Source organism: Sinomonas humi, from assembly GCF_000802235.1.
In the GTDB taxonomy this organism is placed as follows: Bacteria; Actinomycetota; Actinomycetes; order Actinomycetales; family Micrococcaceae; genus Sinomonas; species Sinomonas humi.
Genome location: NZ_JTDL01000079.1, coordinates 16,494 through 42,712 on the forward strand (window position 1 = coordinate 16,494; position 26,219 = coordinate 42,712).

Annotated in this window: 30 protein-coding genes; 16 read left to right on the forward strand and 14 right to left on the reverse strand. The window is 67.7% G+C overall.

Annotation, left to right across the window (positions count from 1 at the left end; translation table 11 throughout):
* Positions 1 to 5 precede the first annotated feature (5 nt).
* Entirely contained in the window at positions 6 to 797 is a 792-nt protein-coding gene (locus LK10_RS05110; protein ID WP_043120703.1) for a carbon-nitrogen hydrolase family protein, read from the reverse strand.
* Positions 798 to 910: 113 nt separating this feature from the next.
* Positions 911 to 1,381 (reverse strand): MarR family transcriptional regulator, encoded by a 471-nt coding sequence (locus LK10_RS05115; protein WP_197061859.1) that lies wholly within the window; start codon positions 1,379 to 1,381, stop codon positions 911 to 913.
* 47 nt (positions 1,382 to 1,428) lie between these two features.
* Between LK10_RS05115 and LK10_RS05120 the strand changes: the two genes are divergently transcribed.
* From LK10_RS05120 to LK10_RS05130, 3 genes are all read left to right on the forward strand, one after another.
* Positions 1,429 to 2,520 (forward strand): substrate-binding domain-containing protein, encoded by a 1,092-nt coding sequence (locus LK10_RS05120; RefSeq protein ID WP_156144047.1) that lies wholly within the window; start codon positions 1,429 to 1,431, stop codon positions 2,518 to 2,520.
* An 82-nt stretch (positions 2,521 to 2,602) separates the two neighbouring features.
* A complete protein-coding gene (locus LK10_RS05125; RefSeq protein WP_081998307.1) occupies positions 2,603 to 4,075 on the forward strand; it encodes an APC family permease in 1,473 nt (490 codons plus the stop codon).
* Position 4,076: 1 nt separating this feature from the next.
* Positions 4,077 to 5,084 (forward strand): acetamidase/formamidase family protein, encoded by a 1,008-nt coding sequence (locus LK10_RS05130; protein WP_043120706.1) that lies wholly within the window; start codon positions 4,077 to 4,079, stop codon positions 5,082 to 5,084.
* Here LK10_RS05130 and LK10_RS05135 read toward each other — a convergent pair.
* Positions 5,069 to 6,157 (reverse strand): lactonase family protein, encoded by a 1,089-nt coding sequence (locus tag LK10_RS05135; RefSeq protein ID WP_052206978.1) that lies wholly within the window; start codon positions 6,155 to 6,157, stop codon positions 5,069 to 5,071. The genes LK10_RS05130 and LK10_RS05135 overlap by 16 nt on opposite strands.
* Positions 6,158 to 6,365: 208 nt before the next feature.
* Between LK10_RS05135 and LK10_RS05140 the strand changes: the two genes are divergently transcribed.
* On the forward strand, positions 6,366 to 6,572 hold the full coding sequence (locus tag LK10_RS05140) for a twin-arginine translocase TatA/TatE family subunit (RefSeq protein ID WP_043120707.1): 207 nt from the start codon (positions 6,366 to 6,368) through the stop codon (positions 6,570 to 6,572).
* A gap of 8 nt (positions 6,573 to 6,580) precedes the next feature.
* On the opposite strand, the gene LK10_RS05145 is transcribed toward LK10_RS05140, so the two are convergent.
* From LK10_RS05145 to LK10_RS05155, 3 genes are all read right to left on the reverse strand, one after another.
* The gene (locus tag LK10_RS05145) at positions 6,581 to 7,375 is read right to left on the reverse strand and encodes a carbon-nitrogen hydrolase family protein (protein WP_043120709.1); all 795 of its coding nucleotides are present in this window, start codon (positions 7,373 to 7,375) and stop codon (positions 6,581 to 6,583) included.
* Positions 7,376 to 7,392: 17 nt separating this feature from the next.
* The gene (locus LK10_RS05150) at positions 7,393 to 8,739 is read right to left on the reverse strand and encodes an APC family permease (RefSeq protein ID WP_043120711.1); all 1,347 of its coding nucleotides are present in this window, start codon (positions 8,737 to 8,739) and stop codon (positions 7,393 to 7,395) included.
* 68 nt (positions 8,740 to 8,807) lie between these two features.
* On the reverse strand, positions 8,808 to 9,662 hold the full coding sequence (locus LK10_RS05155; RefSeq protein WP_231567615.1) for a carbon-nitrogen hydrolase family protein: 855 nt from the start codon (positions 9,660 to 9,662) through the stop codon (positions 8,808 to 8,810).
* Positions 9,663 to 9,776: 114 nt separating this feature from the next.
* Between LK10_RS05155 and LK10_RS05160 the strand changes: the two genes are divergently transcribed.
* The gene (locus tag LK10_RS05160) at positions 9,777 to 10,490 is read left to right on the forward strand and encodes a FadR/GntR family transcriptional regulator (protein ID WP_043120713.1); all 714 of its coding nucleotides are present in this window, start codon (positions 9,777 to 9,779) and stop codon (positions 10,488 to 10,490) included.
* An 18-nt stretch (positions 10,491 to 10,508) separates the two neighbouring features.
* Here the strand turns inward: LK10_RS05160 and LK10_RS05165 are convergent, their stop codons facing one another.
* Positions 10,509 to 12,236, reverse strand: coding sequence for a cytochrome c biogenesis protein CcdA (locus tag LK10_RS05165; protein ID WP_043120714.1), 1,728 nt, complete (start codon positions 12,234 to 12,236; stop codon positions 10,509 to 10,511).
* A gap of 130 nt (positions 12,237 to 12,366) precedes the next feature.
* On the opposite strand from LK10_RS05165, the gene LK10_RS05170 reads away from it, so the two are divergent.
* The 3 genes from LK10_RS05170 (at position 12,367) to LK10_RS05180 (ending at position 14,518) form a co-directional block, all read left to right on the forward strand.
* Positions 12,367 to 13,047, forward strand: a complete 681-nt coding sequence (locus LK10_RS05170; RefSeq protein WP_043120716.1) for a fasciclin domain-containing protein — start codon at positions 12,367 to 12,369, stop codon at positions 13,045 to 13,047.
* Between the two features lie 108 nt (positions 13,048 to 13,155).
* The gene (sigK, locus tag LK10_RS05175; protein ID WP_043120719.1) at positions 13,156 to 13,734 is read left to right on the forward strand and encodes an ECF RNA polymerase sigma factor SigK; all 579 of its coding nucleotides are present in this window, start codon (positions 13,156 to 13,158) and stop codon (positions 13,732 to 13,734) included.
* Positions 13,727 to 14,518 (forward strand): anti-sigma factor, encoded by a 792-nt coding sequence (locus LK10_RS05180; RefSeq protein ID WP_043120722.1) that lies wholly within the window; start codon positions 13,727 to 13,729, stop codon positions 14,516 to 14,518. The genes sigK and LK10_RS05180 overlap by 8 nt, the downstream gene beginning before the upstream one ends.
* A 24-nt stretch (positions 14,519 to 14,542) precedes the next feature.
* Here LK10_RS05180 and LK10_RS05185 read toward each other — a convergent pair whose 3' ends face one another.
* Genes LK10_RS05185 through LK10_RS05195 form a run of 3 tightly spaced genes read right to left on the reverse strand, consistent with a single transcriptional unit; the run spans position 14,543 to position 16,346 of the window.
* Positions 14,543 to 14,851 carry a hypothetical protein gene (locus tag LK10_RS05185; RefSeq protein WP_043120725.1) on the reverse strand — a complete coding sequence of 103 codons (309 nt, stop codon included), beginning with the start codon at positions 14,849 to 14,851 and terminating at the stop codon, positions 14,543 to 14,545.
* Between the two features lie 8 nt (positions 14,852 to 14,859).
* The gene (locus tag LK10_RS05190) at positions 14,860 to 15,576 is read right to left on the reverse strand and encodes a GAF and ANTAR domain-containing protein (RefSeq protein ID WP_043120959.1); all 717 of its coding nucleotides are present in this window, start codon (positions 15,574 to 15,576) and stop codon (positions 14,860 to 14,862) included.
* A gap of 44 nt (positions 15,577 to 15,620) precedes the next feature.
* Positions 15,621 to 16,346 carry a GAF and ANTAR domain-containing protein gene (locus tag LK10_RS05195; RefSeq protein ID WP_043120727.1) on the reverse strand — a complete coding sequence of 242 codons (726 nt, stop codon included), beginning with the start codon at positions 16,344 to 16,346 and terminating at the stop codon, positions 15,621 to 15,623.
* A 350-nt stretch (positions 16,347 to 16,696) separates the two neighbouring features.
* On the opposite strand from LK10_RS05195, the gene LK10_RS05200 reads away from it, so the two are divergent.
* From LK10_RS05200 to LK10_RS05225, 6 genes are all read left to right on the forward strand, one after another.
* Positions 16,697 to 17,263, forward strand: a complete 567-nt coding sequence (locus tag LK10_RS05200) for a TetR/AcrR family transcriptional regulator (RefSeq protein ID WP_043120731.1) — start codon at positions 16,697 to 16,699, stop codon at positions 17,261 to 17,263.
* A 184-nt stretch (positions 17,264 to 17,447) separates the two neighbouring features.
* A complete protein-coding gene (locus LK10_RS05205; protein WP_408021436.1) occupies positions 17,448 to 18,797 on the forward strand; it encodes an aldehyde dehydrogenase family protein in 1,350 nt (449 codons plus the stop codon).
* Positions 18,798 to 19,041: 244 nt separating this feature from the next.
* Positions 19,042 to 19,518, forward strand: coding sequence for a DUF6789 family protein (locus tag LK10_RS05210; RefSeq protein WP_052206980.1), 477 nt, complete (start codon positions 19,042 to 19,044; stop codon positions 19,516 to 19,518).
* Between the two features lie 86 nt (positions 19,519 to 19,604).
* Positions 19,605 to 20,018, forward strand: coding sequence for a hypothetical protein (locus LK10_RS05215; protein WP_043120734.1), 414 nt, complete (start codon positions 19,605 to 19,607; stop codon positions 20,016 to 20,018).
* Between the two features lie 27 nt (positions 20,019 to 20,045).
* Positions 20,046 to 21,251, forward strand: a complete 1,206-nt coding sequence (locus LK10_RS05220; RefSeq protein ID WP_052206981.1) for a serine/threonine-protein kinase — start codon at positions 20,046 to 20,048, stop codon at positions 21,249 to 21,251.
* A complete protein-coding gene (locus LK10_RS05225; protein WP_043120735.1) occupies positions 21,248 to 21,667 on the forward strand; it encodes a hypothetical protein in 420 nt (139 codons plus the stop codon). Before LK10_RS05220 ends, LK10_RS05225 begins: the two co-directional genes overlap by 4 nt.
* A gap of 158 nt (positions 21,668 to 21,825) precedes the next feature.
* Here LK10_RS05225 and LK10_RS05230 read toward each other — a convergent pair whose 3' ends face one another.
* Together LK10_RS05230 and LK10_RS05235 are read right to left on the reverse strand one after the other, a co-directional pair.
* The gene (locus tag LK10_RS05230) at positions 21,826 to 22,335 is read right to left on the reverse strand and encodes an SRPBCC domain-containing protein (RefSeq protein ID WP_043120738.1); all 510 of its coding nucleotides are present in this window, start codon (positions 22,333 to 22,335) and stop codon (positions 21,826 to 21,828) included.
* Between the two features lie 52 nt (positions 22,336 to 22,387).
* Positions 22,388 to 23,209 carry an oxidoreductase gene (locus LK10_RS05235; protein WP_043120740.1) on the reverse strand — a complete coding sequence of 274 codons (822 nt, stop codon included), beginning with the start codon at positions 23,207 to 23,209 and terminating at the stop codon, positions 22,388 to 22,390.
* Between the two features lie 60 nt (positions 23,210 to 23,269).
* On the opposite strand from LK10_RS05235, the gene LK10_RS05240 reads away from it, so the two are divergent.
* The gene (locus LK10_RS05240) at positions 23,270 to 24,499 is read left to right on the forward strand and encodes an aminotransferase class I/II-fold pyridoxal phosphate-dependent enzyme (RefSeq protein WP_043120742.1); all 1,230 of its coding nucleotides are present in this window, start codon (positions 23,270 to 23,272) and stop codon (positions 24,497 to 24,499) included.
* Here LK10_RS05240 and LK10_RS05245 read toward each other — a convergent pair.
* Positions 24,496 to 24,903, reverse strand: coding sequence for an RNA-binding S4 domain-containing protein (locus LK10_RS05245; protein WP_043120744.1), 408 nt, complete (start codon positions 24,901 to 24,903; stop codon positions 24,496 to 24,498). The genes LK10_RS05240 and LK10_RS05245 overlap by 4 nt on opposite strands.
* A gap of 61 nt (positions 24,904 to 24,964) precedes the next feature.
* Here LK10_RS05245 and LK10_RS22215 point away from each other — a divergent pair, with 61 nt between their 5' ends.
* Complete coding sequence (locus LK10_RS22215) at positions 24,965 to 25,108, forward strand: hypothetical protein (RefSeq protein ID WP_197061860.1); 144 nt, start codon at positions 24,965 to 24,967, stop codon at positions 25,106 to 25,108.
* 42 nt (positions 25,109 to 25,150) lie between these two features.
* On the opposite strand, the gene LK10_RS05250 is transcribed toward LK10_RS22215, so the two are convergent.
* On the reverse strand, positions 25,151 to 25,738 hold the full coding sequence (locus LK10_RS05250; RefSeq protein WP_408021437.1) for a uracil-DNA glycosylase: 588 nt from the start codon (positions 25,736 to 25,738) through the stop codon (positions 25,151 to 25,153).
* Positions 25,739 to 26,219: the final 481 nt, after the last annotated feature.

Here is a 26,219-nt window from a genome sequence, read left to right on the forward strand (position 1 = left end):
ACCCCTCAATGCCCCCATCCGCGGTAGACCTCTGGGCGGCGGTCGTGAAGGTACGGCACATCCCTCCGTGCCGCCTCGACGCGCTCGGGGTCGAGATCGGCGAACAGCAGCTGCGGCCCTCTCCCGGCGTGGGCGATCAGCTCGCCGAACGGATCTGCAACGGCGCTTCCCCCTGAAAGCGCGAAGCCGTCCTCGGTTCCGGAGTGGTTCGCGTAGGCGACGTAGAGCTGGCTTTCGAGCGCACGTGTAGGGATTAGCCGCTCGGGAACTCGGTCATATCCCATGCCCAACGCCGTCGGGACGAGGAGCGCCTGAGCTCCTCGAAGGGCGGCCGCGCGAGCCGTTTCCGGGAACTCAATGTCGTAGCAGACCGCAATGCCGAGTCGCATTCCGGAGAAATCGACGACAGCAGGCGGGGCGGTTCCAGGAGTGAAGACCTCCCGCTCCTGGGACCCGAACAGGTGCACTTTGACGTAGTGGGCAAGGAGCGTCCCGTCTGCACCGGCGAGGCTCGCAGTGATGCGCCATTGGCCCTCGCCCTTCTCAGGGAGGCTGTAGAGCAGCCCGATCCCCTGACGTCGGGCAACGTCCAGAAGCGACTGCGCGATCTCAGGCAGCAGCCGCGGGTCGAGCTCGTCCCTGAGACGGCGCGGGGCGTAGCCCACTGGGAAGAGCTCGGGCGTCACGAGCAGATCGGCGCCGCCCTCACGGGCCAGTTGGGCAGCCGTTTCGACGGCGGCAAGGTTTGCATCGACGTCCAGCACGGCCGACTCCGCCTGCATGAGTCCGAGTCGCATCGGCCCCTCCTCTACTCGAGTGCAAGCTCCAGACTAGAGCGCGCGAGGAAGTCCGGGCGGTGGACGAATTGCACCACTGCCGACCGTTCGAGGGACGGATCGTCCAAGGCTCGTCAGGCCGGCTGCACGCGGTGGATGCCGAGCCGCTCGGCAGTGCCGTTGACGGCCGCCGCCAAGGCCTGAGCGTTCTCCGCGCCGATGAGAGCGCATGTGGACGACTCCCACGCAGAGACGATCGTGTTCATGCGGGCGAGTCTTCCCGCTCCGTGATCGGAGAGCCGGACGGTGATCCGACGGCGGTCATTGGGCGTGGGAAGACGGTAGACGGAGGCGGCGTCCTCGAGGGCATCGACGATCCTGCTGAGGGATGCGTTGGGCATGCCCGAGAACCCTGCGAGATCCCCCATGGTCGGTGCCTCAAGCTGCGAGACCAGCTGCAGGATGCGCCACTGATCCACGGTTGCACCCTCTTCGCCGAGTGCCAGGGTGAGGCCCTCGAGCATGCGTGTCCCGACTCCTGAGAGGGTAACGATGACTTGCGACAGGGATACGCTGTGTTCGCTGTCCCCCGGTAAGGCGGGCATGGCATCCTCCTCGATCGCCCCAGCCATTCGATGCGGCAGGACCTTCTGTGACTTCACCAGTCAGCCTAGTGCTTCCGAGCACGCTGCTGCTTCGCGGCCCCATGCCGGGAACGCTCGGCATCGGCCTGCTCGCGCCGCTCTCAGGCGTCATGGGCATAGCCGGGCCCTCGATCATCAACTGCGCCCAGCTCGCGGCAGAGCACGTAGCCGAGCGTACCGGCTTCCACGCAGAACTCGTTCCCATCGACGCCGGCCAGCGCCCTGCCGAGGTCGCGCGGGCCGTCCGCCAGCTCCTCGACGCCCGCCTGGTCCAGGGCCTCGTCGGGGCACACACGTCCGACGTGCGGGTCGCAGTCTCGAGCGTCGTACCGCAAGAAGTGCCCTATGTCTTCACTCCGCCCCACGAGACGGGGCCAGGCCGGCCCGGCACGGTCTTCACGGGCTCGGCGCCGCAGCTGCAGCTGCGGCGTCCCCTGGAATGGATCATCCGGCACCACTCCGTGCGCCGGTGGGCGCTCATAGGCGGCGACTACGTGTGGCCTCAGCAAGTGCACCGCGAGGCGCGGCGGATCCTGCGGGCTCTCGGGCAGGAGATAGTCATGGACAGGTTCGTTGCCCTCGGAGACGTGGACACCGAGCGCCTCGTGGACGAGGCCCGACGCAGCCGCGCTGAGGCAATCCTGGTCTCGCTCGTCGGCCGCGACGGGATCACCTTCCACCGCGACGCTGCCGAATACGGTGCCAACAAGCAATTTGTCCGCCTTTGCACGGCCCTCGACGAGAACTGCTTGCTGGCCGTGGGCGGGGACACGACTGGGACGCTCTACTCCGCGATGCCTTCGTTCATCCTCCAGCAGGACGACGAGCACCAGAACTTCCTCGAACTCTATCTGCGGCGCTTCGGCATGATCGCCCCACTGCCCGCCTCGTACGCAGAGGGATGCTACGACGGCGTACTGCTGCTAGCCGAGCTCTGGATGAGCGGCCTCCTCGATTCCATGCCGCCCGCGCACGCCGCCCTGACCCTCGCCGGGGACTCCAAGAGCACCGGACCCGCCGTCGTCGGCCGTCCCCCCGGCGGCCGTCTGGCGCGCGCAGAAGGCACGGAACTAGTGGTCATCGAGCAGAGGAGCATGTAGCATCAAGTTATTTCCATCTGGAAATAACTTGGACACCGCGGACGCAGCGGTCCGTGGCCGAGCATTGGACGACTCAACGGCGATGAACTCAGAACCTCGTCAACCTTATGACGCCCCGGCTCTCACCGCGAACAACGAGGGCACAGACACAGGCCCCGCCACAGGCAGCGGGATCGAAGAATTCGGCTACCGCCAAGAACTCAAGCGCACGCTGAAGTTCTCCGACCTCCTGGTCTACGGCCTGATCTTCATGGTGCCGATTGCCCCCTTCGCCATTTTCGGCAGCGTCTTCCAGGCCTCCGGCGGAATGGTGGCGATGGCGTACATCGTCGGCATGCTCGCCATGATGTGCACGGCGAACTCCTACGCCCAGATGGTCCAGGCGTTCCCGATGTCGGGCTCCGTCTACACCTACGTGGGGCGCGGAATCACGCGCATCCTTGGGTTCGTCGCGGGCTGGATGATCCTCTTGGACTACATCCTCATTCCTGCCCTCCTGTACTTAGCGGCAGCAATCGCAATGAACGGCATGATTCCCGCTGTGCCCCTTTGGGCGTGGCTCGTCGCGTTCGTGCTGCTCAACACCCTCATCAACTATCTGGGGATCGAATTCACGGCAAAGGTCAACAAGATCATGCTCGTGCTTGAGCTCATCGTGCTCGCGATCTTCCTCGTCATCGGGTTCGTGGCGGTCGCCAACGGTCAGGGCACCTTCAGCTTCGACGCCTTCTTCAACCCGCACACGTTCAACCCATCGCTCATCTTCGGCGCCGTCTCGATCGCGGTGCTCTCCTTCCTCGGCTTCGACGGCATCTCGACGCTGGCCGAGGAGAATGCCGGCTCGACCAAGTCCCTCGGACGCTCGATGATCGCGTCGCTCCTGCTTGTGGGCGTGCTCTTCGTCGTCCAGACCTGGGTCGCCTCGATGCTCGTGCACGATCCGGCCGGGCTCCTGGCCAACGGCGATCCGAACGGCACGGCGTTCTACGACGCCGCCAAGAACGCCGGCGGTGCGTTCCTCTTCATCCTCACGGCTGCGGCGACCGCCGTCGCGTGGGGTTTCGCGAACGCCCTCGTCGCCCAAGCTGCAACGTCCCGGCTCCTCTTCGCGATGGCCCGCGACCGCCAGCTCCCGGCGTTCCTCAGCCGCGTGCACCCGAAGCGGGGCGTGCCGGTGAACGCGACGTTCCTGGTCGCAGCCATCTCGCTCGTGCTGGGCCTCTACCTCGTGACCCAGCCCAACGGCCTCACCGAGATCTCGACGCTCGTCAACTTCGGGGCGCTCACCGCGTTCTCGCTGCTCAACATCGCCGTCGTCTGGTGGTTCGTGATCCGCCAGAAGTCGCGCCGGTGGTTCGTGCACCTCGTGCTGCCGCTCCTCGGTCTCGCGATCCTCGTGGCCGTCATCATCAACGCCAACATCGCGGCACAGGTCCTAGGCGTCCTCTGGCTCGTCGTCGGCCTCATCCTGGCGTTCTTCCTGCTCAAGGCCGGGCGGATGACCGACCCCTCGGTTGCGGCCGCCTCCCCCCTCGACGAAAAGGAGGTTCGCTGACATGGCGATCCACCAGCTCAAGCCCACCCCGGAGCAGTACTCCTACGTCTTCGGCGGGGCAAAGCCTCTCCTGAGCGTCAAGCCCGGGGACATCGTCGAGGTGAGCACCGAAGACTGCTACGGCGGGCGCGTGGACTCCCCGGACGATCTCCCGAGCGAGGTCGTTCCCTTCTCAGAGCTGAACCCGGTGTCCGGGCCGATCGAGGTGGAAGGGGCCGAGGTCGGGGACATCCTCGCGGTGCATTTCGTCTCGATCGTCCCGGCTCGCCCCTACGCGATCTCGAGCACCTTCCCCCACTTCGGCGCTCTGACCCCGACGCACGAGACCTCGATGCTCGCCAACCCGCTAGAGGAGCGCGTCTGGTTCTACGACATCGATCTCGAAGCCTGGACGGCCACCTTCCGGGCCCGAAATTCCGACTACGAGCTCTCCCTGCCGCTCGACCCGATGCACGGCACGGTCGGCGTCGCCCCCGCGAGCGGGGAGGTCCGCCTCGTCGTGACACCCTCGACCCACGGCGGGAACATGGACACTCCCGAGGTGCGGGCGGGAACCACGCTCTACCTGCCGGTCAACGTTCCCGGGGCGATGCTCTCGCTCGGTGACGGCCACGCGCGGCAGGGCGAGGGCGAGGTGTGCGGCACGGGTCTCGAATCGGCCATGAACAGCGTGATCGCGGTGGACGTCGTCAAGGGCGGCGCCCTCAGCTGGCCGCGTCTCGAGGACGACGAGTTCATCATGAGCACCGGCTCCGTCCGCCCGCTCGAGGACGCCTATCGGATCAGCCAGACCGACCTCATCGGTTGGACTTCAGAGCTGACAGGCCTGGACACGCTGGACGCGTACCAGCTCGTCAGCCAGCTCGGCCTCGCCCCGGCGGCCAACGTCTGCGACCCGAACTACACGATGCTCGCGAAGCTGCCCAAGTGGTCGTTGAAGTCCGCCGAGGCATACGGAGGTGTCCACCGACGCCTCCGAGCCGCGGCAGAGGACTACAGCGTTCGATAGCACTCGATCGCGAGCGGTCCAGCGCTCGTCTCGGACCTCGACCCCTGTGTCAGCCACCCGTCGTCCCCGATCCAGTAGGACGAGATGTGATCCGACGCCTCGCCGCACACGAGGAGGAATCGGCCCGACGGGTCGATCGCACTCCCGCACGGCTGTGCCTCGGTCGAGGTCCGGGACACGAACTCGAGCGTCCCATCGTCCTTGACGGCGAAACCCGCGATGGTGCTCGTTGAACGCTCTGTCGTGTAGAGGAAGCGCTCGTCGGGGGTCAGGCGGAGGTCCGCGGCCCACACCACGCCGGTCCCGGGGTCCGGGGTGCTCGCGGAGCGCACCGGTCCCGGCACCAGCCCGAGCCCCTCAACGGCCGAGATGCGCTGGAGGAGCTCGAGCCCACCGGATTCCGCGTCCCTCGCGTACACGCCAATCTCCCCCGTGAGCTCGTGCACCACGTACACGCGGTCACCTGCCCTGTTGAGGCGCAGGTATCGCGGTCCCGAGCCCCGCTCGGCGGCGACGGAACCGCTCGGGCCGATCGCGCCGTCGTCGTCCGCCGGCGTTTCGGCGTTCGCGGCCGTTTCGAACCAGCTCACCCGGTCATCCCCTAGGGAGGTCGCGTAGAGGAAACGGCCGTCGGGGCTGAAGGCGACACAGTGCGTGTTGGCTCCCGTTTCGTACCGAGCGGCCTTGCCGCCTTCGGTCCCGGGAAGCGGCACCCTGTCGAGCCGGGCGTCTCCGTAGGATGCGCTGAAGAGGCTGCCTCCATCGGGGCCGAGCGCGACGAAGCAGGCCGACGCCGGCAGGTCCCGGGCGGCGCCCTGGGCAACCGCGCCCGTCGCATCGAGGGAGAGGGCGACGGCGCGTGGCCGGCTTCCATCGGTCCCGTCGCCATTGCAGGCGGCGTACGCCGTTCCCTGCGGATCAAGGGCGAGCGCCGCGACACCGGGAAGGCCCTCGGCTCGTGCGAGGGCCTTGAGGGCCCCCGTTCCGGCGTCGAGTTCGAGAAGGTCGACGGCGCCGGCCCCCGGGCACGCGACGAGGACGAGGGTGCGCTGGGGCATGCTCTGCTCGGTCAATGATCCGCCTTTCCGAAACGCCTCACCGGCTGGACGAGGTCGACTAAGGGCTCCATACCCCGCTCGTCCGGGGTGACACGTGCCCTCTCCGGGCGAACGTTCGTCCCTTGGGCCCCTTGCCTTTCGGCTCAGAGGTTCCTAGGCTCGTACAGGACGGGAAACCGTTTTCTCACTGCCCGTTCAGCCTTTCCCGAGAGGAAGCACTCCATTGGCACGACTCTTCGAAGAACCGTGGGTCATCGGCATCCTCATCCTTGCGGCCCTGCTCCTCTTCGGGGCACCCAAGCTGCCGGGTATCGCGCGGAGCGTGGGCCAGTCCCTCCGCGTCTTCAAGACCGAGGTGAAGCAGTTCAAGGAGGAGGCCTCGACGGCGGACTTCACAGCCGCCCCGAAGACCCCTGAAGCGCAGGACTGAAGGCGCAGCTAGGGCCTGGAAGACGGTATCCGGCGCTGCTCGACGACCGGGAACTCGAGCCGGGTCGACGCGATGCGGGCGAGGTCGAGGTCGGCCACGACGACGCCGGGATCGGGACCGAGTAGGGCGAGTACGTCGCCCTGGGGATCGATGATGAGGCTGCTCCCGATCGAGATCGGGGGCGCTTGGCACGAGCCGGCCACGAAGACGGCGTTGTCGATGGCCCGGGCGGCCGAGAGGGTCCGCCACTGCTGCGTCTTGAGCTCTCCCGGCACCCAGGACGCACCGAGCGCGAGTACCTGCGCGCCAGCCTCCGCCAAAGCTGCGGCAAGCTCGGGGAAGCGCAGGTCGTAGCAGGTCATGAGCCCGAAGGTGACCCCTCCGGCGTCGAACGTCACCGGCTCCGCGGAAGGAGCCGGTGAGATGAAGTCGGATTCGCGCTGCCCCTGGGCGTCGAAGAGGTGGATCTTGCGGTAGGCCGCGGCAAGCGTGCCGTCAGGCGAGAAGGCCGCGAGCGTGTTGTAGGGGCGGTCGGGTGCGGGGCTGGCCTCCACCACCCCCGCCACGAGTGTGATGCCGTGGCGGCGGGCGGTGGAGGCCAGTTCGGCGCAGACGGGACCGTCGAGCGGCTGGGCCGCGCGGGCGAAGGTCTCGTCGAGGCGCTTCTTCTCGTACGTCGCGTATTCGGGGAAGAGGACCACCTCGGCCCCGAGCCCCGCCGCCTCCTCGGAGAGCCGCGCTATCTCGGCAAGGTTCGCCGCGACATCATCGGTGGAGGCGGGCTGGGCGACGGCGACGCGCACGGTTGGGTTCCTCTCGGTCAGACGAGTGCTGCCTCAGCAGTCTGCATCTCCGGCGGCGCCTTGCGGAAACCGCGGGTGAGGGTGGCGAGCACGAGGACCCCGACGACGAGCCACGAGAGGCCCAGGGTGAGCGCGTTCGAATCGAGCTGCGAGAGAAGGTACGCGCAGATGATCGTCCCAACCCCAGGCACCAGGAGGTAGCTAATCCGGTTGAGCCGGATCCCGCGCTTGGCCTGGCGGAAGTAGTGGAAGATCACCGAGACGTTGACGAGGGTGAACGCGGTGAACGCGCCGAAGTTGATGAACGAGGTCGAGGTCGAGACGTCCAGGAGCATGGCTATCAGCCCCACTGCGCCGGTGATGGCAATGTTGATGACCGGAGTGCGGAAGCGCGGGTTCAGGCGGCCGAAGACCTTCTTCGGCAGCACCGAGTCACGGCCCATCGCGTACATGAGGCGCGAAGCGCTTGCCTGGGCTGCGATCCCCGAGGCGAACTGGGCCACGACCATGCCCGCGAGGAACACGGCCGCGAAGAGGTTGCCGCCGATCTGGACGGCGATCTCGGTTGCGGCCGAGTCGACGTTCGCGAAGTCGCCACCTGGGTGCACGAGCTGCGCGACGTAGGAGACCACGATGAAGATCCCGCCTCCGATGAGCGCGACGAGCATGATCGCCCGCGGGACGGTCTTCTGGGGCTCGAACGTCTCCTCCGTGAGGGTTGTGACGGCGTCGAAGCCGAGGAAGGAGTAGGCAGCGATCGCGGCGCCGGCAGTGATCGGGCCGAGGCCCGTGCCCGGGTTGGCGAACGGCGTTGCACTGAAGAGGCTCCCCGTGCCGTGCGGGCCCATGATCGAGCCGATGGAGAGCACGACGAACACGAGGATGACGAGCATCTGGAACGCCATGAGGAGGAAGTTGGCCTTGTCGGCGACCTTGATGCCGAGGACGTTGAGCGCCGTCGTGAGGACGATGTAGGAGACGATCCAGACCGGGGTCGGGATGCCGGGGAAGGCCGAACCCAGGTACGAGGCGCCGATGAGCCAGATCACCATGGGAAGGAACATGTAGTCCAAGAGCATCGCCCAGCCGACGAGGAAGCCCACGCGTGAATCAATCGACTTGCGCACGTACGTGTAGGCGGATCCCGAGACCGGGTGGGCCACGGACATGCGCCCGTAGCTGTGCGCCGTGAACAGCATGGCGACGAGGGCCACGAGATACGCCGACGGCGTCGCACCGGCCGTCGTCTGGGCGATGACGCCGAAGATGCCGAGGACGATGAGCGGCGCGAGGTACGCGAGCCCGAAGAGGACGAGCGACGGGAGCCGCAGCGTCCGGGTGAGGGTTGCCGACGAATCGGTCATGAAACGCTCCTGACTATGGCGGGAGCCACGTCTACGTGGCCGGTGGTTGGCTATGAGCCGGTGGTTGGCTAGGAGAAGTTCGAGGGCTGCCAGGTCTCGGGATCGATCCGCCCGCCATAGACGGGCAGTGGGATGGCGGGTTCCCCGGGGCGGAACTGGGACCACATGCGGTTGACGCCTGCGGTCCCGTTGGTACGCACATGGTCGACGACGGCGAGGTCGAGGTCCGTGGCGAGAAGCGTCGGCTCCGCGTCGGGAGCCTCGGCGATGACGCCCCCTTCGGGGTCGACGATGATGCTCTGCCCCATTCCCGTGGGTCCCGCGCAGTTGACGCTCACCACGAAGACCTGGTTGACGATCGCATTCGCCCGGGCGAGCACGAGCTCTTGGGCGCGGTCCGCCGTCGTCGTCTTCACGACGTTGAGGACCACCTCGGCGCCCATCCAAGCGAGCTGCCTCATGGTCTCGGGGAACCACGCGTCGTAGCAGATGTTGAGCCCGACCCGGCCGATGCCGTCGAGGTCGACGACGACGAACCGGTCACCCGGCACGTACGGCTCGTGCGGGCGCCAGGGGAAGACCTTGCGGTAGCTGCCCGCGAGCCTTCCCTCGGGCGAGAGGACGATCTGCGTGTTGAACAGCTCGCCGTGTTCGCCGAGTTCGCAGACGCTCCCGGGAACGAGCCAGACGCCGAGCTCGGACGCGAGCGCGGCCAGGGCCTCGACGCGCGGCCCGTCCAGCGGTTCGGCGGCTCCCCGAAGGGCCTCCTCACGCTGGCGGTCTGGAAAGCCGTCGCCGAACAGGTGGAGCTCGGGGAAGGCGAGTAGCTTGGCCTCGGGATGCCGCTCAAGCGCTCGGCGCGCTTCGTCGGCGAAGCCATCGAGGGGTGCCCCGATGAGCTGCGGCGGCGCTTGGACGGCCACGAGGGGAAGATGACGTTGCAAGGCTGACCTCGTCTTTCGGTCTGACGTCAGCCATAATAGATCAAGCTGAGCTATTAAAAGAAGCCCGGCTTTTCGAGGGAACAGGAGCCTGAAGTGACGCTCATCGACGACGCCTCACTCGCCGGCATCGGGCGCCGGAGCGCGATCGACGCCGTGCGGATGAGGATCGGCGTCGCGATCCGCCTGGGACTCCTGAAGCCCGGCGAGCGGCTTCCCGACAAGGAAGACGTCGCGCTCGGCCTTTCCGTGAGCCCTATGACCGCCCGCCGGGCCCTCGCCTCGCTGGCCGAGGACGGCGTCGTCGTCCGTCTCAGGGGACGCGGCGGCGGCACGTTCGTCGCCGAGGATCCTCCCGCGGACATCCTCCGCGATCTCACGATGCCGGCGTCCGAATTCTCGGAGATCCACAGGATGATCGACCGGCGAATGCTCTTCGAGACCTCCGTTGGGCACTTCGCCGCCCTCAACGCGAGCGAGGAGCAGCTCTCGGAGCTCGAAGCGCTCACCGCGCGAATGGCGGCGACGACCGGATGGGCCGAATATCACCAGGCCGACGCAGCCTTCCACGAGGTCGTCGGGCAGGCTTCGGGCTTGGGCACCGCCGTCGAGGAGTACCAGCACTCGCTCGACGAGCTCTACGCCTTCTTCGTCCCGTACCCGATCGAGCAGCTGCACGTCGCCAACCGCGACCACGCCGCCCTCACCGCAGCGCTCCACGCCAAGGACGCTGTCGCCGCGGCGGCCGTCTCCCGCAAGCACGTCGAGACGCTGCACCGGACGATGGTGGTCGGGCTGCTCAAGGAGTGATGCCCCGAGACGCGCTGATCACCCGAACGTGAACGAGTAGAGCTCGAGGCCAGGGCTCGCGGCCACGTCGAGGGTCCCGCTCTGCCCGGACGAAGCGTCGAACAGCAGATATGAGCGCGGGGCCCCGGATACGGTGACAGTCTTCTGCCCCCCGGGCTCATGCACCGTGAGCGTCCCCGTCCCACCGAGGACGGCTTCGACCCGGCGGGCGTGGAACCGCAGCCGAACCTGCGAAGGTGGCTCCGACGGCCCGCTCGACGCTGGGGCGACAATGCGCTGGGTGTCGAGCATCCAAGGCCCGGCCAGGGCAAACGAGTCCGGACGCTGTGACGCCGGGTACGAGAAGTTGCCCGTCCCGGGCGAATACGGCTGGGCTCCGGCGTAGTTCACCTGCTTGGCGACGCCGAGGAATGTCTCCGGCGTCGTGCTTCCAGGCGCGGGCGCGGTGTCGGCGCCCTCCACCGGCTGTGGGAGCGAGATGCCGGGGTGAGCCTGGTCGAGCAGCTGCCGCACGAGCGATTCCGTGGTCTGGTACCCGCCCTCTCCCTGCTGGACGTGCCGTACGTTGCCGTTCGCGTCGATGAGGTATTGCGCCGGCCAGAACCTGTTCCGGTACGCGGTCCACGTCCCGTACGAGTTGTCCATCGCAACCGGGTAGTCGATGCCGTGCTGAGCGATCCCGGCTTCGACGTTGCCCTGAACGCGCTCGAACGCGTATTCAGGCGTGTGGATCCCGATCACCTCGAGCCCGTCCGAGCGGTAGGTGTCGTTTAGCTGGACGATGTGCGGCAGCGAGCGCTGGCAGTTGATGCACGAATACGCCCAGAAGTCGATCAGCACAACCTTCCCCCGCAACTGTGCGAGGGTGAGCGGCTGGGAACCGAGCCACGCCGTGACGTCGTGGAAGGCCGGCGCCGGTCCACAGTCCTGGAGGACGGTCGCGTTCTGGGTGCATCGGTCGAGCCCGCGGTTCTCATTGGTCACGAGGCCTCCGAGGTCTAGGGGGCTGCCGGCCGAGGGCGCTAGCCGGTCTTGGAGTCCCGCGGTGTAGTCGGGGATGAGACGCTGCACGGCGGCCGGGAGGTCTAGGGCGAGTCCGGCCGCGAGGGCGATCATGAGCACCCCGGCGGTGATGCGAATGGTGCGTTGGCGGCGGCGGAACGATTTCAGCCGCTCTGCGAGGCCGCGACCAGCGAGGGCGAAGAACAGCAGCGGGACCGAGACGCCGAGCGCGAATGAGAGCGTCAGCGCTACGGTCTCCGGTCCGATCCTCCCCGTCGCCCCGGAGACGGTGATAGCTGCCAGCACAGGCCCGGCGCATGGGACGAACACGGCCCCGAGGGCTAGCCCGAGGCCGAGGCCGCCTCGCCGCGCGTCGACCCTGCGGGCAGGAATCCAGGAGAAGGGCTTCTCGAGCAGCTCCTCAAAGCGCGGAACCATGAGTCCGAGGCCAACAGCAGCGAGTACCCCGATCCCCGCCCACCGGAAGAAGTCCTGCGGGAGTCCGAGAAGGCCGAGAATGAGCGAGCCGAGCAGGGTGAAGGCGCTGAAGCTCAGCACGAGTCCCGCGATCACTTGGTAGGGCCGCCATCGGGAGGCCCTACGCACCTGAACGGACGACGGCGCCCCTGGACGCGCGCTGTCGAGGCCACCGGAGACGAAGATCACCGGGAGGACCGGGAGGATGCACGGCGAGATGCCGGTGATGAGGCCACCGAGGAAGCCGATGAGAATGTTCGCGCCCATGCCCACCGTTCGAAACGATCACCCCTGCCGGATTGGAATCAGCCATTCCAATCCGCTCGCGCACCCGCTCCGAACCTCCCGTGCAACCCCAGCCGACCGGCGGGGAAACCGATGAAACAGGAGTGAAGCCATGAAGAGCATCCAGCGCACCTCGGCCGTCGTCGGCCTCGCCGCCCTCACGGCCCTCGGCCTTGCCGCCTGCGGAGGCTCGACGACGGCGAGCGGCGGGTCGACGTCGTCCGCCGCCAGTTCTCCGAGCGCCATGACCAGCCCGATGTCCCCGATGGCCTCCTCTACGACAACGGCTGACCCAGCAGCCGGCCTTGTGGGGCCGGGCTGCGCCTCGTACGCCCAGTCAAACCCCAGCGGGCCCGCCTCGGTTCAAGGGATGGCGGCAGACCCAGTCGCAGTTGCGGCGTCGAACAATCCGATGCTGACCACCCTCGTTTCGGCGGTGTCGGGCAAGCTCAACCCCAAGGTCAACCTCGTCGACACGCTCGACTCGAGCCAGTTCACCGTCTTCGCGCCCGTCGACTCGGCCTTCGCCAAGATTGACCCGAACACGCTCGGCAGCCTCAAGACCGACGACGCGACCTTGAAGAAGATCCTGACCTACCACGTGGTGGCGGGCCAGATCGAACCTTCGTCGATCGACGGCGACCACACGACGGTCGAGGGCCAGAAGCTCACCGTCACCGGCTCGGGCAACAGCCTCAAGGTCAACGGCGCCAACGTCATCTGTGGCGGCGTGCACACCGCCAACGCCACGGTGTATCTCATCGACTCGGTCCTCATGCCCCCCGCGAACTAGGGAGACCCGCCGTGCGAGCGCCGTCCGGGCGGGTAGCCGGGCGGCGCCCGCCCCTGTAACCGCCGAGCCGAGGGAGCCCCAGTGCCGAGACGTGAGACAGTTGTCTGCATGCCGTATCGAGACGCGGGCAACGCCGCTGCCCCCGACGTCGACGCGCTCATGGCGCGCGTTGCGAACGGCGATCAGGAAGCCTTCGGGCACCTCTACGATGCGCTCGCCCCGCTCGTGCACGGCCTCGTGCTGCGTGTGGTGCGGGATCCGGCCCAGAGCGAGGAAGTGACCCAGGAAGTCTTCCTCGAGGTCTGGCAACAGGCCAAGCGCTTCGACTCCGACCGCGGGCGCGCGCGGGCGTGGATCACGGTCATGGCCCATCGCCGGGCCGTCGACCGCGTCCGCGCCGCCCAAGCGTCCGCGGACAGGGACCTCCGCGAAGGTGCCAAGGACTTCCGCGAGAGCTACGACGACGTCGAACACCGCGTCGAGGTGGCGCTCGAGAGCGAGCGGGTGCACAAGGCGCTCGAGTCGCTTACCGAGGTTCAGCGGCAGGCGATCCGCCTCGCCTATTACGGCGGCTATACGTATGGGGAAGTGGCCGACGCCCTAGGACTGCCCCTGGGCACCGTGAAGACCAGGATCCGCGACGGCATGATCCGTCTGAGAGACGTGTTGGGAGTGAGCCATGGATGACCAGCTGCACCTGCTGACCGGCGTCTACGCGCTCAACGCGCTCGACGGCGAAGAGCGGGGCCGCTTCGAGAAAAGCCTTCCGTTCGGGCATCCGACGGCGGAAGAGGCGCGCGAGCTGAGCGAGACGGCGGCGCTGCTCGCCGCAGGGACGACGCCGGTCGCCCCGCCACCCGCTCTCAAGGAACGGCTCATGGCCCAGATCGCGATCACGCCCCAGGCTGAGGTGGGAGCAAAGGAGGAGACCAGCCCCGCGAGCGCAGGCGCTGACCGCTTCGCCGAGCGCCGCCGTCGTGCCTTCCCCACGAGCGCACGCTGGCTCGCGGCAGCTGCCGCCGTCCTTCTCGTCGCGGCCGGAGGGGCCGGGCTGTGGGGAGTTCAGCAGCAGCGCGAACGTGACGATGCCATGCGGACGCTGGCCGCCTCGCAGAACTCACGCTCGTCGGTCATCGACAGGATCCTCTCGTCCCCCGACGCGAAGGTTCAGGAGGTCCCGGCCCCCGGGGGCGCAACCATGCTCATCGTTCACTCGAAGGACGCCGGGCTCGCCGGCGTGGTGACGATCGGGATGGCGTCGCCGCCTCAAGGCAAGTCGTACGAGCTCTGGCTCATCGATTCTGCAGGCGCGGCGAAGCCGGCAGGGCTCCTCAAGGCAGGGGACGGCTCCACGTGGAATGAACTCTCGGGAGGTCTCGGCAATGCCGCGTACCTCGGCGTCACGGTCGAACCGGCAGGCGGATCGTCCCAGCCGACAACGAAGCCGTTCGTACTCCAGAGCCTTGCCTGACGGCCCGCGCGAGACACGCCCTGTTCACTTGTCCTCGGACTCGTCCTGCCTCTCGTGAAGCTTGCCGTCTCCATCGGCACCACGGCTGTAGGGCGCCCGCCGCGGGCCGGACTTCTCGTCAATGAGCTCGTTCACGGCATGGGAAACGAGATCGCGCTGCAACTCAGGCAGTACGAGCAGGCCGTTCAGGTACGCGTCGACCTCGTACTCGCCCGCCTTCCCGGTGAGGCTGAAGTATCGCAACCAGACCATTCCGATCGTCAACCCGGCCTCGTCCATGGCCTGACGGGTGAGCCTCCACTGCCGCTCAGCATCGTCGTTGCCAGTGCCCATCCGCGTCCTCAGAGAACAGGGCGCCCGGAGACAAGGTCCTGGGCTATGTCTCGAAGGGCCCGTTGCCTGAGCCGTGAAAGGGAGATGATCCGCGAGAGCGCGTCGTCGGGACCGAGACGCTCCCTCTCCATCAGGATCCCCGTCGCCAGATTGATCGCGTCCCGGTCCGCCACGGCTTCCGACATCATGGCGCTGGCCCGCTCGGCCGCGTCCCTGGCCTGCACGTTCGCCAGCATGACGGCCGCGGGGCGAGCGAGCATCTCCAGCAGGCGGACGTCGCGGTCGGTAAACGTCCCCGGCTTGTCCGAGTAAACCTTGAGCGCCCCGATCGGTGTTGCACCTGCCGTCAGCGGCGTGCTCAGCGCGGACCGCACCCCGAGAGCTGAAACTGCTTCCGTCCACTCGGGCCACCGCGTCTCGGTTTCGATGTCCGCGATGATCTGGGTCCTGTCTTCGGCCCAAGCGCTCAGGCAGAGCCCCTGCCCCATCTCATACTGAAGCCGATCGGCCTCGAGCACCACGTCGTCGGTGGCCCCGGTGCTGGTCTTGCGTCCGCGTGGATCGATGAGGGTTGCTCCTGCCCCTGAGGCATGGGGAATGGCTTCCTTCGCGGCCTGCGCGAGCGACTGGACGGCGTCCTCAGCGGACTCCCGCGTCAGCAGAAGATCGGCGAGCCTGGCGGTCAGCTCGGCAAGCTCCTGTGCGAGTGGAAGGTCGGTCCTCATCGCCAACTCCCCTGAAAGCACCTGCACATGGACATCGTTGCCCTTCAGTCGAAATGGGTGGCCGGGTCGATCTCATTGAACCGAGCCAAGATCTGGGACGCCACGTCGCGAAGCTTGACGTTCCGGCTGCTCGAAGCACGTCGGAGAATCTCGACCGCCTGTTCCTGGGTGCATCCCGATTGGGCCATGATCACTCCCGAAGCAAGATTGATCGCCGTCCTCGATTCGAGGGCCGCCTTCAAGTCCGAGGATCGCTCCATCTCGGTTTCCAGCCGCACTGCAAGGCGCACAGAGGACGCCGTCAGATCGGCAAATGCCTCCACGCTTGCCTTGTCCTCGTTGTCGAAGGCCCCGGCTTCTTCTGCATAGCAGTTCAGGGCGGCTTGGGCGCCGAGTTCAAGGACGATGGGTACTGCCAGGACGGCTCGAATGCCTGCTTCGAGCGCAGGACGCCGGTACGCGGGCCATCGGTCGTCGTGGACCAGATCCGGCACATCAACCACTCTTCCGGTCTTGAGCGCGGTCATGCAGGGGCCCTCACCGGTCGAATACTGAAGGTCATCCAGACTCGCGGCGACCTCCTCACTGAACCCGACGGTCGCCCAGCGCCGCTCGCGGAGCACCGTGACGCTGCAGTAGGCGGTGCCGTTTCGAGCCAATTCCTGAGCGGCCACTTGGGTCAGACGGAACAGGAAGGACTTGAGGTCCGAGCTCTCAAGAAGGAGGCCCTGCAACTCAGCCACATCGAACTTCGTCCACTCAGAACGCATGTTCCGCCAGCCTCCCCTGCCTCGGAAACGTCAGTCCGTCACCCCTACAAGAACGCTACACCCGGGCGCCCTGAAGAGCCCCTCCTCGCCCGCGCAGGGATCCCCGCGTAGACATGAGCGCGCGGATAGCCGTACGCTCAACGAAGGAGCGGAAGGAGCCTGCTCCATCTGGAAGCCCATTGGCAGGGGCGGTCGTCGCCGCATCTGCCCTACGGGAAATCCCGGAAGGCCTGGCTCCGCATGATCGCCATAGCACCCGGCGAAGACACCTCCATTCCCTCTGCTTATCTGCAATTCGGCAGCCGAGCTTGGCATCTCCACCCCTCAGCGGGGGCAGCTAGGAGCGGTTCATGAGGGAGCAAATCCTCAAGGCGTGCTTCGATCTCTTTGCCCGGCAAGGTATCCGCAAAACCAGTGTGGAAGATCTTGTAGCTTCCGCAGGTGTCGCGAGGGCCACCTTCTACAGCTATGTCCCCTCCAAAGAGGAGGCCGCATTGGCCTATCTCAAGCACCTCTACCGGAGTTGGGCGAACGCCCTCGAAATGTCGGTCGCCGCGCGCGGCGAAGGTCCTCAAGCCCTGCTGGGGGTGCTCGACGCCGCCGAGACGCTGTGCGGCAAGGACAGCGAAGGCGGCCCGCATGCGTCTCTGGTCCGCGTCCTGGCCGAGTTCGGCCCCGCCGATCCTCTGGGGCGCGCAAGCATTGAACTCTCTGCGCGCCTGACTGCTCACATCGCGGAGCTGGCCGACGCCGCGGGCCTCAGCCAGCCGGGCGAATTTGCGAAGGACTATCGGCTGCTCCTTGACGGCGTCATTCTCTCCTTCGCCGAGGACAGCCCGCGCGCGATGCACGACGCCGGAATCCTCGCCGAAGCGCTCATCAGGCACCACCTCGCACCCAAGGAGGTACGGGCCTAGACCACCTCTGCGCCCGATGACAACCATCGCTCACCCCAAGACAAGCCTCCGCGCACAGTCGGCTCCGAGACTGGAGACAACCAACAGCGGACTCGATGTGGAGGTTTCGATGGATACCACTTTGGAGCAGACGGTTTCCCTTCTCGATGCGATCGCCCCGTCCCCGGGCGAGCCGGGCCGGGAGATGCTCGACCCCGCCACCGGGGAGCTCGTCGGGGTGAGCCCGATGCACGGGATCGCCGAGCTCGAGGCCGCGGTCGCCGCGGCCAAGGCCGCCCAGCCCGGCTGGGCCGCGGCCGGGCACGAGGCGCGCAGCGCGGCGCTGCTCGCGGCCGCCGACGCCGTGGAGGCCCACGCCGAGGAACTCGCCCGGATCCTCTCCCGCGAGCAGGGCAAGCCCCTCAACGGCCCCAACGCCCGCTTCGAGGTCGGCGCCTGCGCCGCCTGGCTCCGCTCCGCCGCCACCACCCCCCTCGAGCCCGAGACCCTCGTGGACGACGGGACCACCAAGGCCGTCCTGCACTACCGCCCCATCGGCATCGTCGGGGCCATCGGGCCCTGGAACTGGCCCATGATGATCACCGTCTGGCAGATCGCCCCCGCCCTGCGCATGGGCAACGCCGCGATCGTCAAGCCCTCCAACTACACCCCCCTCTCGGTCCTGGCCCTGATCCGGGTCGTCAACCAAGCCCTCCCCGAAGGCGTCCTGCACGTCCTCGCCGGCGACCGCGAGGTCGGGGCCGCGATCACCACCCACCCCGCGATCGGGAAGGTCATGTTCACCGGCTCCACCCCCACCGGCAAGGCCATCATCCGCTCCAGCGCGGACACCGTGAAGCGCCTGACCCTCGAGCTCGGCGGCAACGACGCTGGCATCGTCCTGCCCGACGCCGACCCCGCCGCGATCGCCGAGGGCCTGTTCTGGGGCGCGTTCATCAACACCGGCCAGACCTGCGCCGCCCTCAAGCGCCTCTACGTCCACGCCGACATCTACGACCAGGTCTGCGAGGCCCTCACCGCCTACGCCGCCAACGTCCCCATGGGCGTGGGCCTGGAGGAGCAGAACGTCCTGGGCCCCCTGCAGAACAAGGCCCAGTACCAGATCGTCGCCGACCTCGTCGAGGCCGCCAAGGCCTCCGGCGCCCGGATCCTCCTCGGCGGAAACCCCCAAGAAGACCAGCCCGGCTACTTCTACCCCACCACCCTCGTCGCCGACATCGACAACGAGAACCCCCTCGTCGCCGAGGAGCAGTTCGGCCCCGCCCTCCCGATCGTGAAGTACACCGACCTCGATCAGGCCATCCAGTGGGCCAACGCCCTCGAGGTGGGCCTCGGCGCCTCCGTCTGGTCCACCGACCCCGACAAGGCCCGCGAAGTCGCCGCCCGCCTCCAAGCCGGAACCGTCTGGATCAACGCCCACGGCGTCGTCGACCCCCGCATCCCCTTCGGCGGAGCCAAGCAATCCGGCTACGGCCTCGAATTCGGCGCCGAAGGCCTGAAGCACCTCGCCCAACCCCAAATCATCAACGGCTAACCCTCCCCCAGCCCCCTAAGCGATCCTCCCCTCCCCTTACCGTTTCGGGTACAGATAATCCTCCCTAGGAGCAACTCGGGTACGCGAACTAACGCGCTTTCGGGCACCCGGAACGGAAAGAAGCGGAGGACGACGACGCACCGCCGCGTGCGTCGTCGTCCTCCGCTTTCTGCAAGCCGGGTTGAGGCAAGCGGGCGCGGGTAGTGCGCCGGTGAGAAGATTCTCGGCTGGAGGGCGTCGAACAATGGGACTTATACGGCGGGCGATCCGCGGTGCTGGTGCGGGAGCCGCGGCCACGGCGGCCATGACTACAGTCTTCGGAGCCGCCGGAGCTTCCGGCTTGATCCACCGCCAGCCACCGGAGAAGATCGTCCGGACCCTCTTCCCATCCCTCCCCACTACGGGCAAGGAAGCTCTCGCCCTCGCTTCCCATGTGGGCTACGGGATGAGCGGCGGAGCCCTCTACGCATGCCTCGTCCCGCCGCGGTTCCAAGACCCAGGCACCGGCACCTTTTTCGGAGCGATGGTCTGGCTCGCCGGGTATGAAGGGTGGCTCCCCGCAATGGGCATCCTCCCACCGGCCCACGAAGACAGGCCCGGCAGAGCCGCTAACGTGTTCGTCGCACACCTCGTCTACGGTTGGACGTTGGGTTGGGCCGCGAGGCGCCTGCGTGAGAAGCGAGAGTCGGACAACCAGGCGAAGTCCCTCGATCGGCCCTGATTCCTCAATTGAGAGATCGCCCCCTGTTCGCGACCCTCCGCTGCGAATGAACGAGGTGACGAAGCCGTGAGGGCTACCCTCGTGATATGTCAGAGTTCCGCCACCTGACCACTCCCATTGCCCTGCCCGCCGGTGACGTAGCCTCCTTCGCCGGCAATCCCGCCAACCTCCCCCTCTGGGCCGAGGGACTCGCCGGTGGCATCCGAGCCGAGGGCGAGCGCTGGATCGCCTCGTCGCCGATGGGCGACGTCGAAGTCAGCTTCGTGGGGGATCTCGCCGAGGGAATCCTCGACCACAAGGTCACCCTTCCCACCGGCGCGACGGTCCTCAACCAGTTCCGCGTCCTGCACGACGGCCCCCACAGCCTTGCGGTCTTCCATCTCCGCCGTGAGGCCGGCGTCACCGACGAGCAATTCGAGGCCGACGCCGCGGCGGTCCAACGCGATCTCGACACCCTCCGCTCCGTGCTCGAGCACGGAGCGGACGGGGTGGTCGACTAGGCTTGGACCGAGAGAAAAAGTCCGGTGATGGAAGGGCAGATCGTGGCCGAGAGCGACACCGGGCTCAAGCCCTCCCTCATGGGGGGCCGGTACCGCCTTCTCGAGGTCGCGGGAAGCGGTGCGATGGCGACCGTGTACCGGGCACGCGACGAAGTCCTCGGCCGGATTGTCGGCGTCAAGGTGTTCCGCGCGCATTCCCCTGACCCGAGCAACGGCCGCCGCAGGCGAAGCGAAATGGAAGTCCTCGCCCGCCTCAACCACCCGAGCCTGGTCCGCCTCTACGACGTCGGGACCGAGACGAGCGCTGACGGGAAGGCCCAGGTCACCTACCTCGTCATGGAGTTCCTCGAAGGCACCGATCTGCGTCAACGCCTTCGTCAGGGTCCCCTCAACGGGAAGGAGGTGCAGCGTCTGGGCGCCGATCTCGCGAGCGCCCTCGCCTACATCCACGCCCTCGACATCGTGCACCGCGATATCAAGCCCGCGAACGTCATCGTCCCCGACCCGGCCGTTGCCGTCGGCCCGCGCCGGCCTGCCAAGCTCACGGACTTCGGGATCGCGCGCGTGATCGACGCGACGCGCGTGACCCAGACGAACACCACGATCGGTACTGCTCACTACTTGAGTCCCGAGCAGGCACGCGGAGAGGCCGTCGGGCCGCCCTCGGACGTCTATTCGCTCGGGCTCGTGCTTCTCGAAGCCCTGACCGGCCGGATCGAATACCCGGGCGGTGCGGTCGAGTCCGCCGTCGCCCGCCTGCTCCGCGAACCGCGCGTGCCCGCCGAACTCGGAGCGCCCTGGACCGCGCTCCTGCCGCGAATGATGGCGAAGGAACCGTCCGAGCGGCCGACGGCGATCGAGGTCGCCCAGACGCTCGAAGCAGAGCACTCCGCACCCACCGAAGTCATCCCGCCGATCCCTCAGCACGCCCCGTCCGAGCACGCGCAGTTCCAGCACGCGCCCACGCGGCACATCCCAGTGCCCCAGCGCGTCCCCGCAACCCGTCCGGTCGCCACATCGACTGCGCCCCCTCGCCGCAACCCGCTCCTCCGCCGGCCTCTCGTGTGGGTGGCTGCCGCCGTCGTCGTCCTTGCACTCATCACGGTGATTCCGCTCGCTCTGCGCACGGCGTCGCCCGACTCCGGGCCCGCACCCATCGCGCCCGGCTCACCTCATATCCCGGGACCGCTCGGGAGCCACATCGCCCAGCTTGAACGGAGTGTCAGACCGTGACCGTCAGCCGACAACGCATCGTGCTCGCTGCCGCAGCCGCCTGCCTCACCGCCGCAACCCTCTCTGGCTGCGCCCAGAACGCGTCGGACATGGATTCAGGGGTCGCCGCGGACCTCCAATCGGCGGCGCAGAACGTGCGGGCCGAGGCCGCCGCGGGCCACTACGGCCAAGCGTTGCAGGAGCTCGCGGACATCGAACGGCAAGCGAATGAAGCCGCGGCCCAAGGCAAACTGAGTGCGGCTCGCAAGCAGGACGTGCTCACCGCCGTCGCCCTCGTCAGGACGGACCTCGAGACGGCCTCGGGCTCGCACAGCACCCCGTCGCCGAGCACCTCAACGTCGAGTTCCTCCCAGAGCACGAGCGAATCTCCGAAGGAAAAGAAGAAGGACGAGGCGAAGGATCCGGGCGACCACTAGCCCGCCGGCCGCCAGTCGCGCAAAGTTCCTCTCTCGCACAGAAGCCTGCGATGAGGGAACTTCCAGACGAAAAGGGAACTCCACCTCTGCCGGAAGTGCACTTCCCTGCGAGAACCGAACTACCCGAGCGGCTTCCCCCATGGAGAAGGCGGCGACCACTACCCCGGTATCGGCGCGCCGAACGGGAGGCCCTCGCGAATGTAGCCGTCATAGAGGGGCTGCCATGCGAGAGCACCTGCACTGTGCGGGCCGCCAGGCTCTTCCCCGCCCAGCTTGACCGCGAGTTCGGCGAGGCACACGTGCCAGCCAGCTGCGTTGCGGGCGGCGGCCGTGCGATCACCGAGCCAGTTGCGCAGAGTCAGCTCCGCATCGGTACCCGAACCCTGGACCAGGAACTCGAGCGTGTCCTCGCCCCAGTCGAAGGCCCAGCGCTTCGGGGGCTCCCAAGCGGTGATCCGTTCGGACGACGGCGGCATGTTCGGATCGCCGGTCAGCGTCACCGTGTGCGTTGAAAGATCGATCGCGACGGCGGAGGGGAACCATCCGTCCAGGCCGTCGGCGCTGCTCACGGCGTTCCACACCTTCTCAGTGCCCACCGGGTACGAGCGAACGAAAGTAACGGAAGCGCGGCCCTCTTCCTCGCTGTACTGCCCGTCGAGCTCTTCCATGATGCGCTTGCCTTTCGCCAGTCAGTGCCCTTGCACAGTGGGCTCAGTGGGCTCAGTGCCCGTAGACAGTGCGGACAATCGCGTCGAACGCCCTGTCCGGAAGCACCTTCCGCGCCGCCAGGATGGGCCATGCCCCTCCCCCGACTGGGTAGCGGGCTGCCGGATTCTTCGATTGAACCGCCCGGACAATCGTCCGCGCCACGGCGTCGGGCGGACTCGCTCGTCCCGGCTTGTAGGCCTGGGCCAAGACGCCCGCGACCTTCCGCGCGTTGCCTTCATAGGCCGTGCCCTCTGAGTTCTCCAAGAGGGACTCGCTCGCGATCGCACTCCACTCGGAGAGGATCGGGCCGGGCTCGATCACCACGACACGGATCCCGAAGGGCTTGAGCTCGATCCGGAGCGAATCGGAGAGGCCCTCAACCGCGAACTTGACGGCGTGGTACCACGAGCCGAGCGGCTCGTAGAACTTGCCGCCGATTGAGGAGATGTTGACGATCGTCCCCGAGCGTCTGGCCCGCATCCCCGGCAGCACGAGCTGCGTGAGGCGAGCGAGGCCGAAGAGATTCACGTCGAACTGGCGCCGGGCCTCAGTCATCGGCACGTCTTCGAGAGCCCCATAGGAGCCATAGCCCGCATTGTTGACGAGGACGTCGATCCGGCCGGCGTCGGCAAGGATGCGCCGGACGCCGTCGGTCATCGATTCATCCGAAGTGACGTCCATGGAGAGGATCCGGGCGCCGAGCTCCGTGAGGCTCTGCATGCGTTCGACCCGGCGCGCCGCGGCGTACACGGTGAAACCCTCCGCGATGAGTGCTCGCACGGTGGACTCGCCGATTCCGCTCGACGCGCCCGTGACGAGGGCAACCTGTTCCATGGGCCTCACGCTACCTGAGCGCCCGGCCCACACACGAGGGCTTGTGACAAGCTGGAGCCCATGAGCCTCCGACACCTCGCGGCCTCGTCCCGCTCTCAAGTTGCCCCATTCGCGGTCATGGACATCCTCGCGCGCGTCGATGAGCTCCGAGCCGCTGGGCGGGACGTCGTCTCACTGTGTGCAGGCGAACCGTCAGGTGGCGCGCCTTCCGGCGTCTCCGCGAAGGCGGCCGCGATCCATGCGTCCGAGCGCCCGCTCACGTATACGCCGGCTCTCGGCACGGCCGAACTGCGTTCGGCGATCGCAGGGCACTACCGCCGCTGGTACGGCCTCGAAATCGACCCGGCACGGATCGCCGTGACAACCGGCTCATCCGGGGCTTTCGTGCTGGGCTTCCTCGCGGCCTTCGAGGCGGGGGACCGCGTCGCCCTCGCGAGACCGGGGTACCCCGCGTACCGCAACATCCTCGCCGCGTTGGGCTGCGAGGTCGTCGAGATCGACTGCGGTCCTGAGACCCGGTACCAGCCGACGCCGGAACTGCTCGACTCGGCGGCCCGAGAGCACGGCCAGCTCGCCGGGCTAATCCTCGCCTCCCCCGCGAATCCCACGGGAACAATGGTGAGCCGGTCCGAACTCGAAGCCATCGCGTCCTGGTGCTCGGCCAACGGGACTCGGCTCGTGAGCGACGAGATCTATCACGGCATCACCTACCCGGACGCGGTCCTCGACAGGCACAGCCCGCGCGGCGTCTGTGCGTGGGAGCTGGCGAGCGATCTCTCGCGAGACACCATCGTCATCTCGAGCTTTTCGAAGTACTGGGGAATGACGGGCTGGCGCCTCGGCTGGATGCTGCTCCCAGAAGAACTCGTCGGAACCGTCGATGCCCTCGCCGGCAACATCGCCCTCTGCCCGCCCGCACCTTCCCAACTCGCGGCCGTCGAGGCCTTCTCTCCAGCCTCCTACGCGGAGGCGGACGCCTGGGTCGCGCAGTATGCGGAGACGCGAAGGGCCCTCCTCGGCCGTCTCGATGCCCTCGGCTGGGGACCCGCAGCGCCAGCCGACGGGGCGTTCTACCTCTACGCCGAGCTCGGCTCCCACCTCGAACGGTTCGAGGACTCCCGGGCCTATTGCCGCGAACTGCTCGAATCCGAGGGCGTTGCCATCGTCCCGGGCACGGACTTCGATGCCGCATCCGGCGGCCGCTCGGTTCGCCTCAGCTTCGCCGCGGGGTCGACGGCGGTGACGACCGCCGTCGAACGCATCCTCCGGTTCCAGGAGCGCGGAGCCTAGCCTTCGCGCTGGCCGCGCAGCTTCTCCATCTCGCGGCGGTCCTTCTTGGTGGGACGGCCCGCGCCCCTGTCCCGCTGTGGGAGGCCCAGGAACGGCGCGGGAGGCCGCTCGGGGGTGTGATCGGTGTAGCAGCGGGAGGCGGCCTCGGCGCCCACGCGCTTGGCAATCAGGACGTGCACCTCGAGGATCCGCTCGAAGCCGGGCTGCCGGACGCGGATCGTGTCCCCGGGGACTACGGTCTGGGAGGCCTTGACCGGGTTTCCGTTGAGCCTCACGTGCCCTGCTCGGCACGCCGCCGTGGCAGCGGAACGCGTCTTGTAGGCGCGCACGGCCCACAGCCACGAGTCGATGCGGACCGCGGCCGGGGACGAGGAACCGGAAGCAGGAGCGTGCGAAAAGGCCATGGTGCGCAGCAGTCTAGCGGCGTATCGTCAGCTCATGGGGGGACGACCCTGAGGAGCTGAAATGCCGGACAAGCAGCCACATCAGAACGAACACAAGAAGCCGTCGAAGTCGATCAAGGAGCAGCGCGCAGTCAAGAAGGCTAAACGCCAAGTAGCTCTCGATTCCGACCCCGTCGCGCATCTGCGCAAGCCGCGGACCCGCTGACCGACCCGCCCTCCAGCCTCAGCCCGGAGGGCGGGCCTTTTTCTATGCCTTGCGGAGCTGAAGGCCGGCGCGCGCCATCGCGTCGGCATACGCCTTGCCCATCTCGATGAGCCACTCCGTCTGGCGCTCCTTCGACCCAGCGAACGCGCGGCCGTGGAGCGAACGCGCCTTGTAGACCTTCAGGCCACGGCGCCAGATGAGCGGGTTGCTCGTCTTCAGGAGCATCTGGGCGAGCCGGTTCGCCTCGGGGCCGTGCGCGACGATCGCCGAGGCGCGCGGCAGCAGCTTGAGGAGCGCGAGGAGCGGCTTGAGCCCGGCCTGAACCTGATCCGGCGTCAGCTTTCCGTTTGCCTCGCCTGGCGTGAACCAAGGGTGGGTGTTCCAAGGCATGATCCACTCCGGACGCAGGCCGAGCTGGTACTGAAGCCCTAGGAGCCGGGTCGCTGCAGCGTCGTCCCCCGCCCACACGAAGCCCTGGGGGCTGGCCTCACCGGTGTTCGAGAAGAGGCTTACTATTCGGCACTCCTCGGCTGAGTGCATCGGGTCGACGTAGGGGACCTCGAAGCCCGGGCGGAGCTTGCGCAAGAACTCGACGTGCTCCGTCACGGATACGATCGCGGGCGCCCGCAGCGGGTCAGTCACCTCGAGGGCATCACGGACGACGGCGAGCGCCGGCTCGGGCGCGTTCGTCGCCGGGGTGATCGTCTCCTCGGGGTCCGCCACCTCGGGGTCCGCCTCCTCGGGGTCCGCCTCCTCTGCCAGGGCGGGTTCGGTCTCGGTCTCCGCTTCTGCGACCGCGAGCCCGGCTTCTGTCTGCGCGAGGGCATCCTCGGCCGTCTGCCGCGCAGCCTCCTTCGCCTCGGCCTCCTTCGCCTGAGCGAGACGCTCGGCAGCGGCCCGGGCGAGCTCCTCGGCCTCCGTCGAACGGGCGAGCGCAAGCTGGGCGGCCTCCTCGGCCGCGGAAGCCTCCGCGGCCGCCGCCTTCGCCGCTGCTGCCTTTGCAACCGCCTCGGAAACCGCGCGCTTGGCTGCCTTCCCCGCAGACTCCGCCGCGACCCGAGCACGGGTCGCTGCCTCGGCCAGTGCGCCGATCACCGGATCGCCCTGAGGA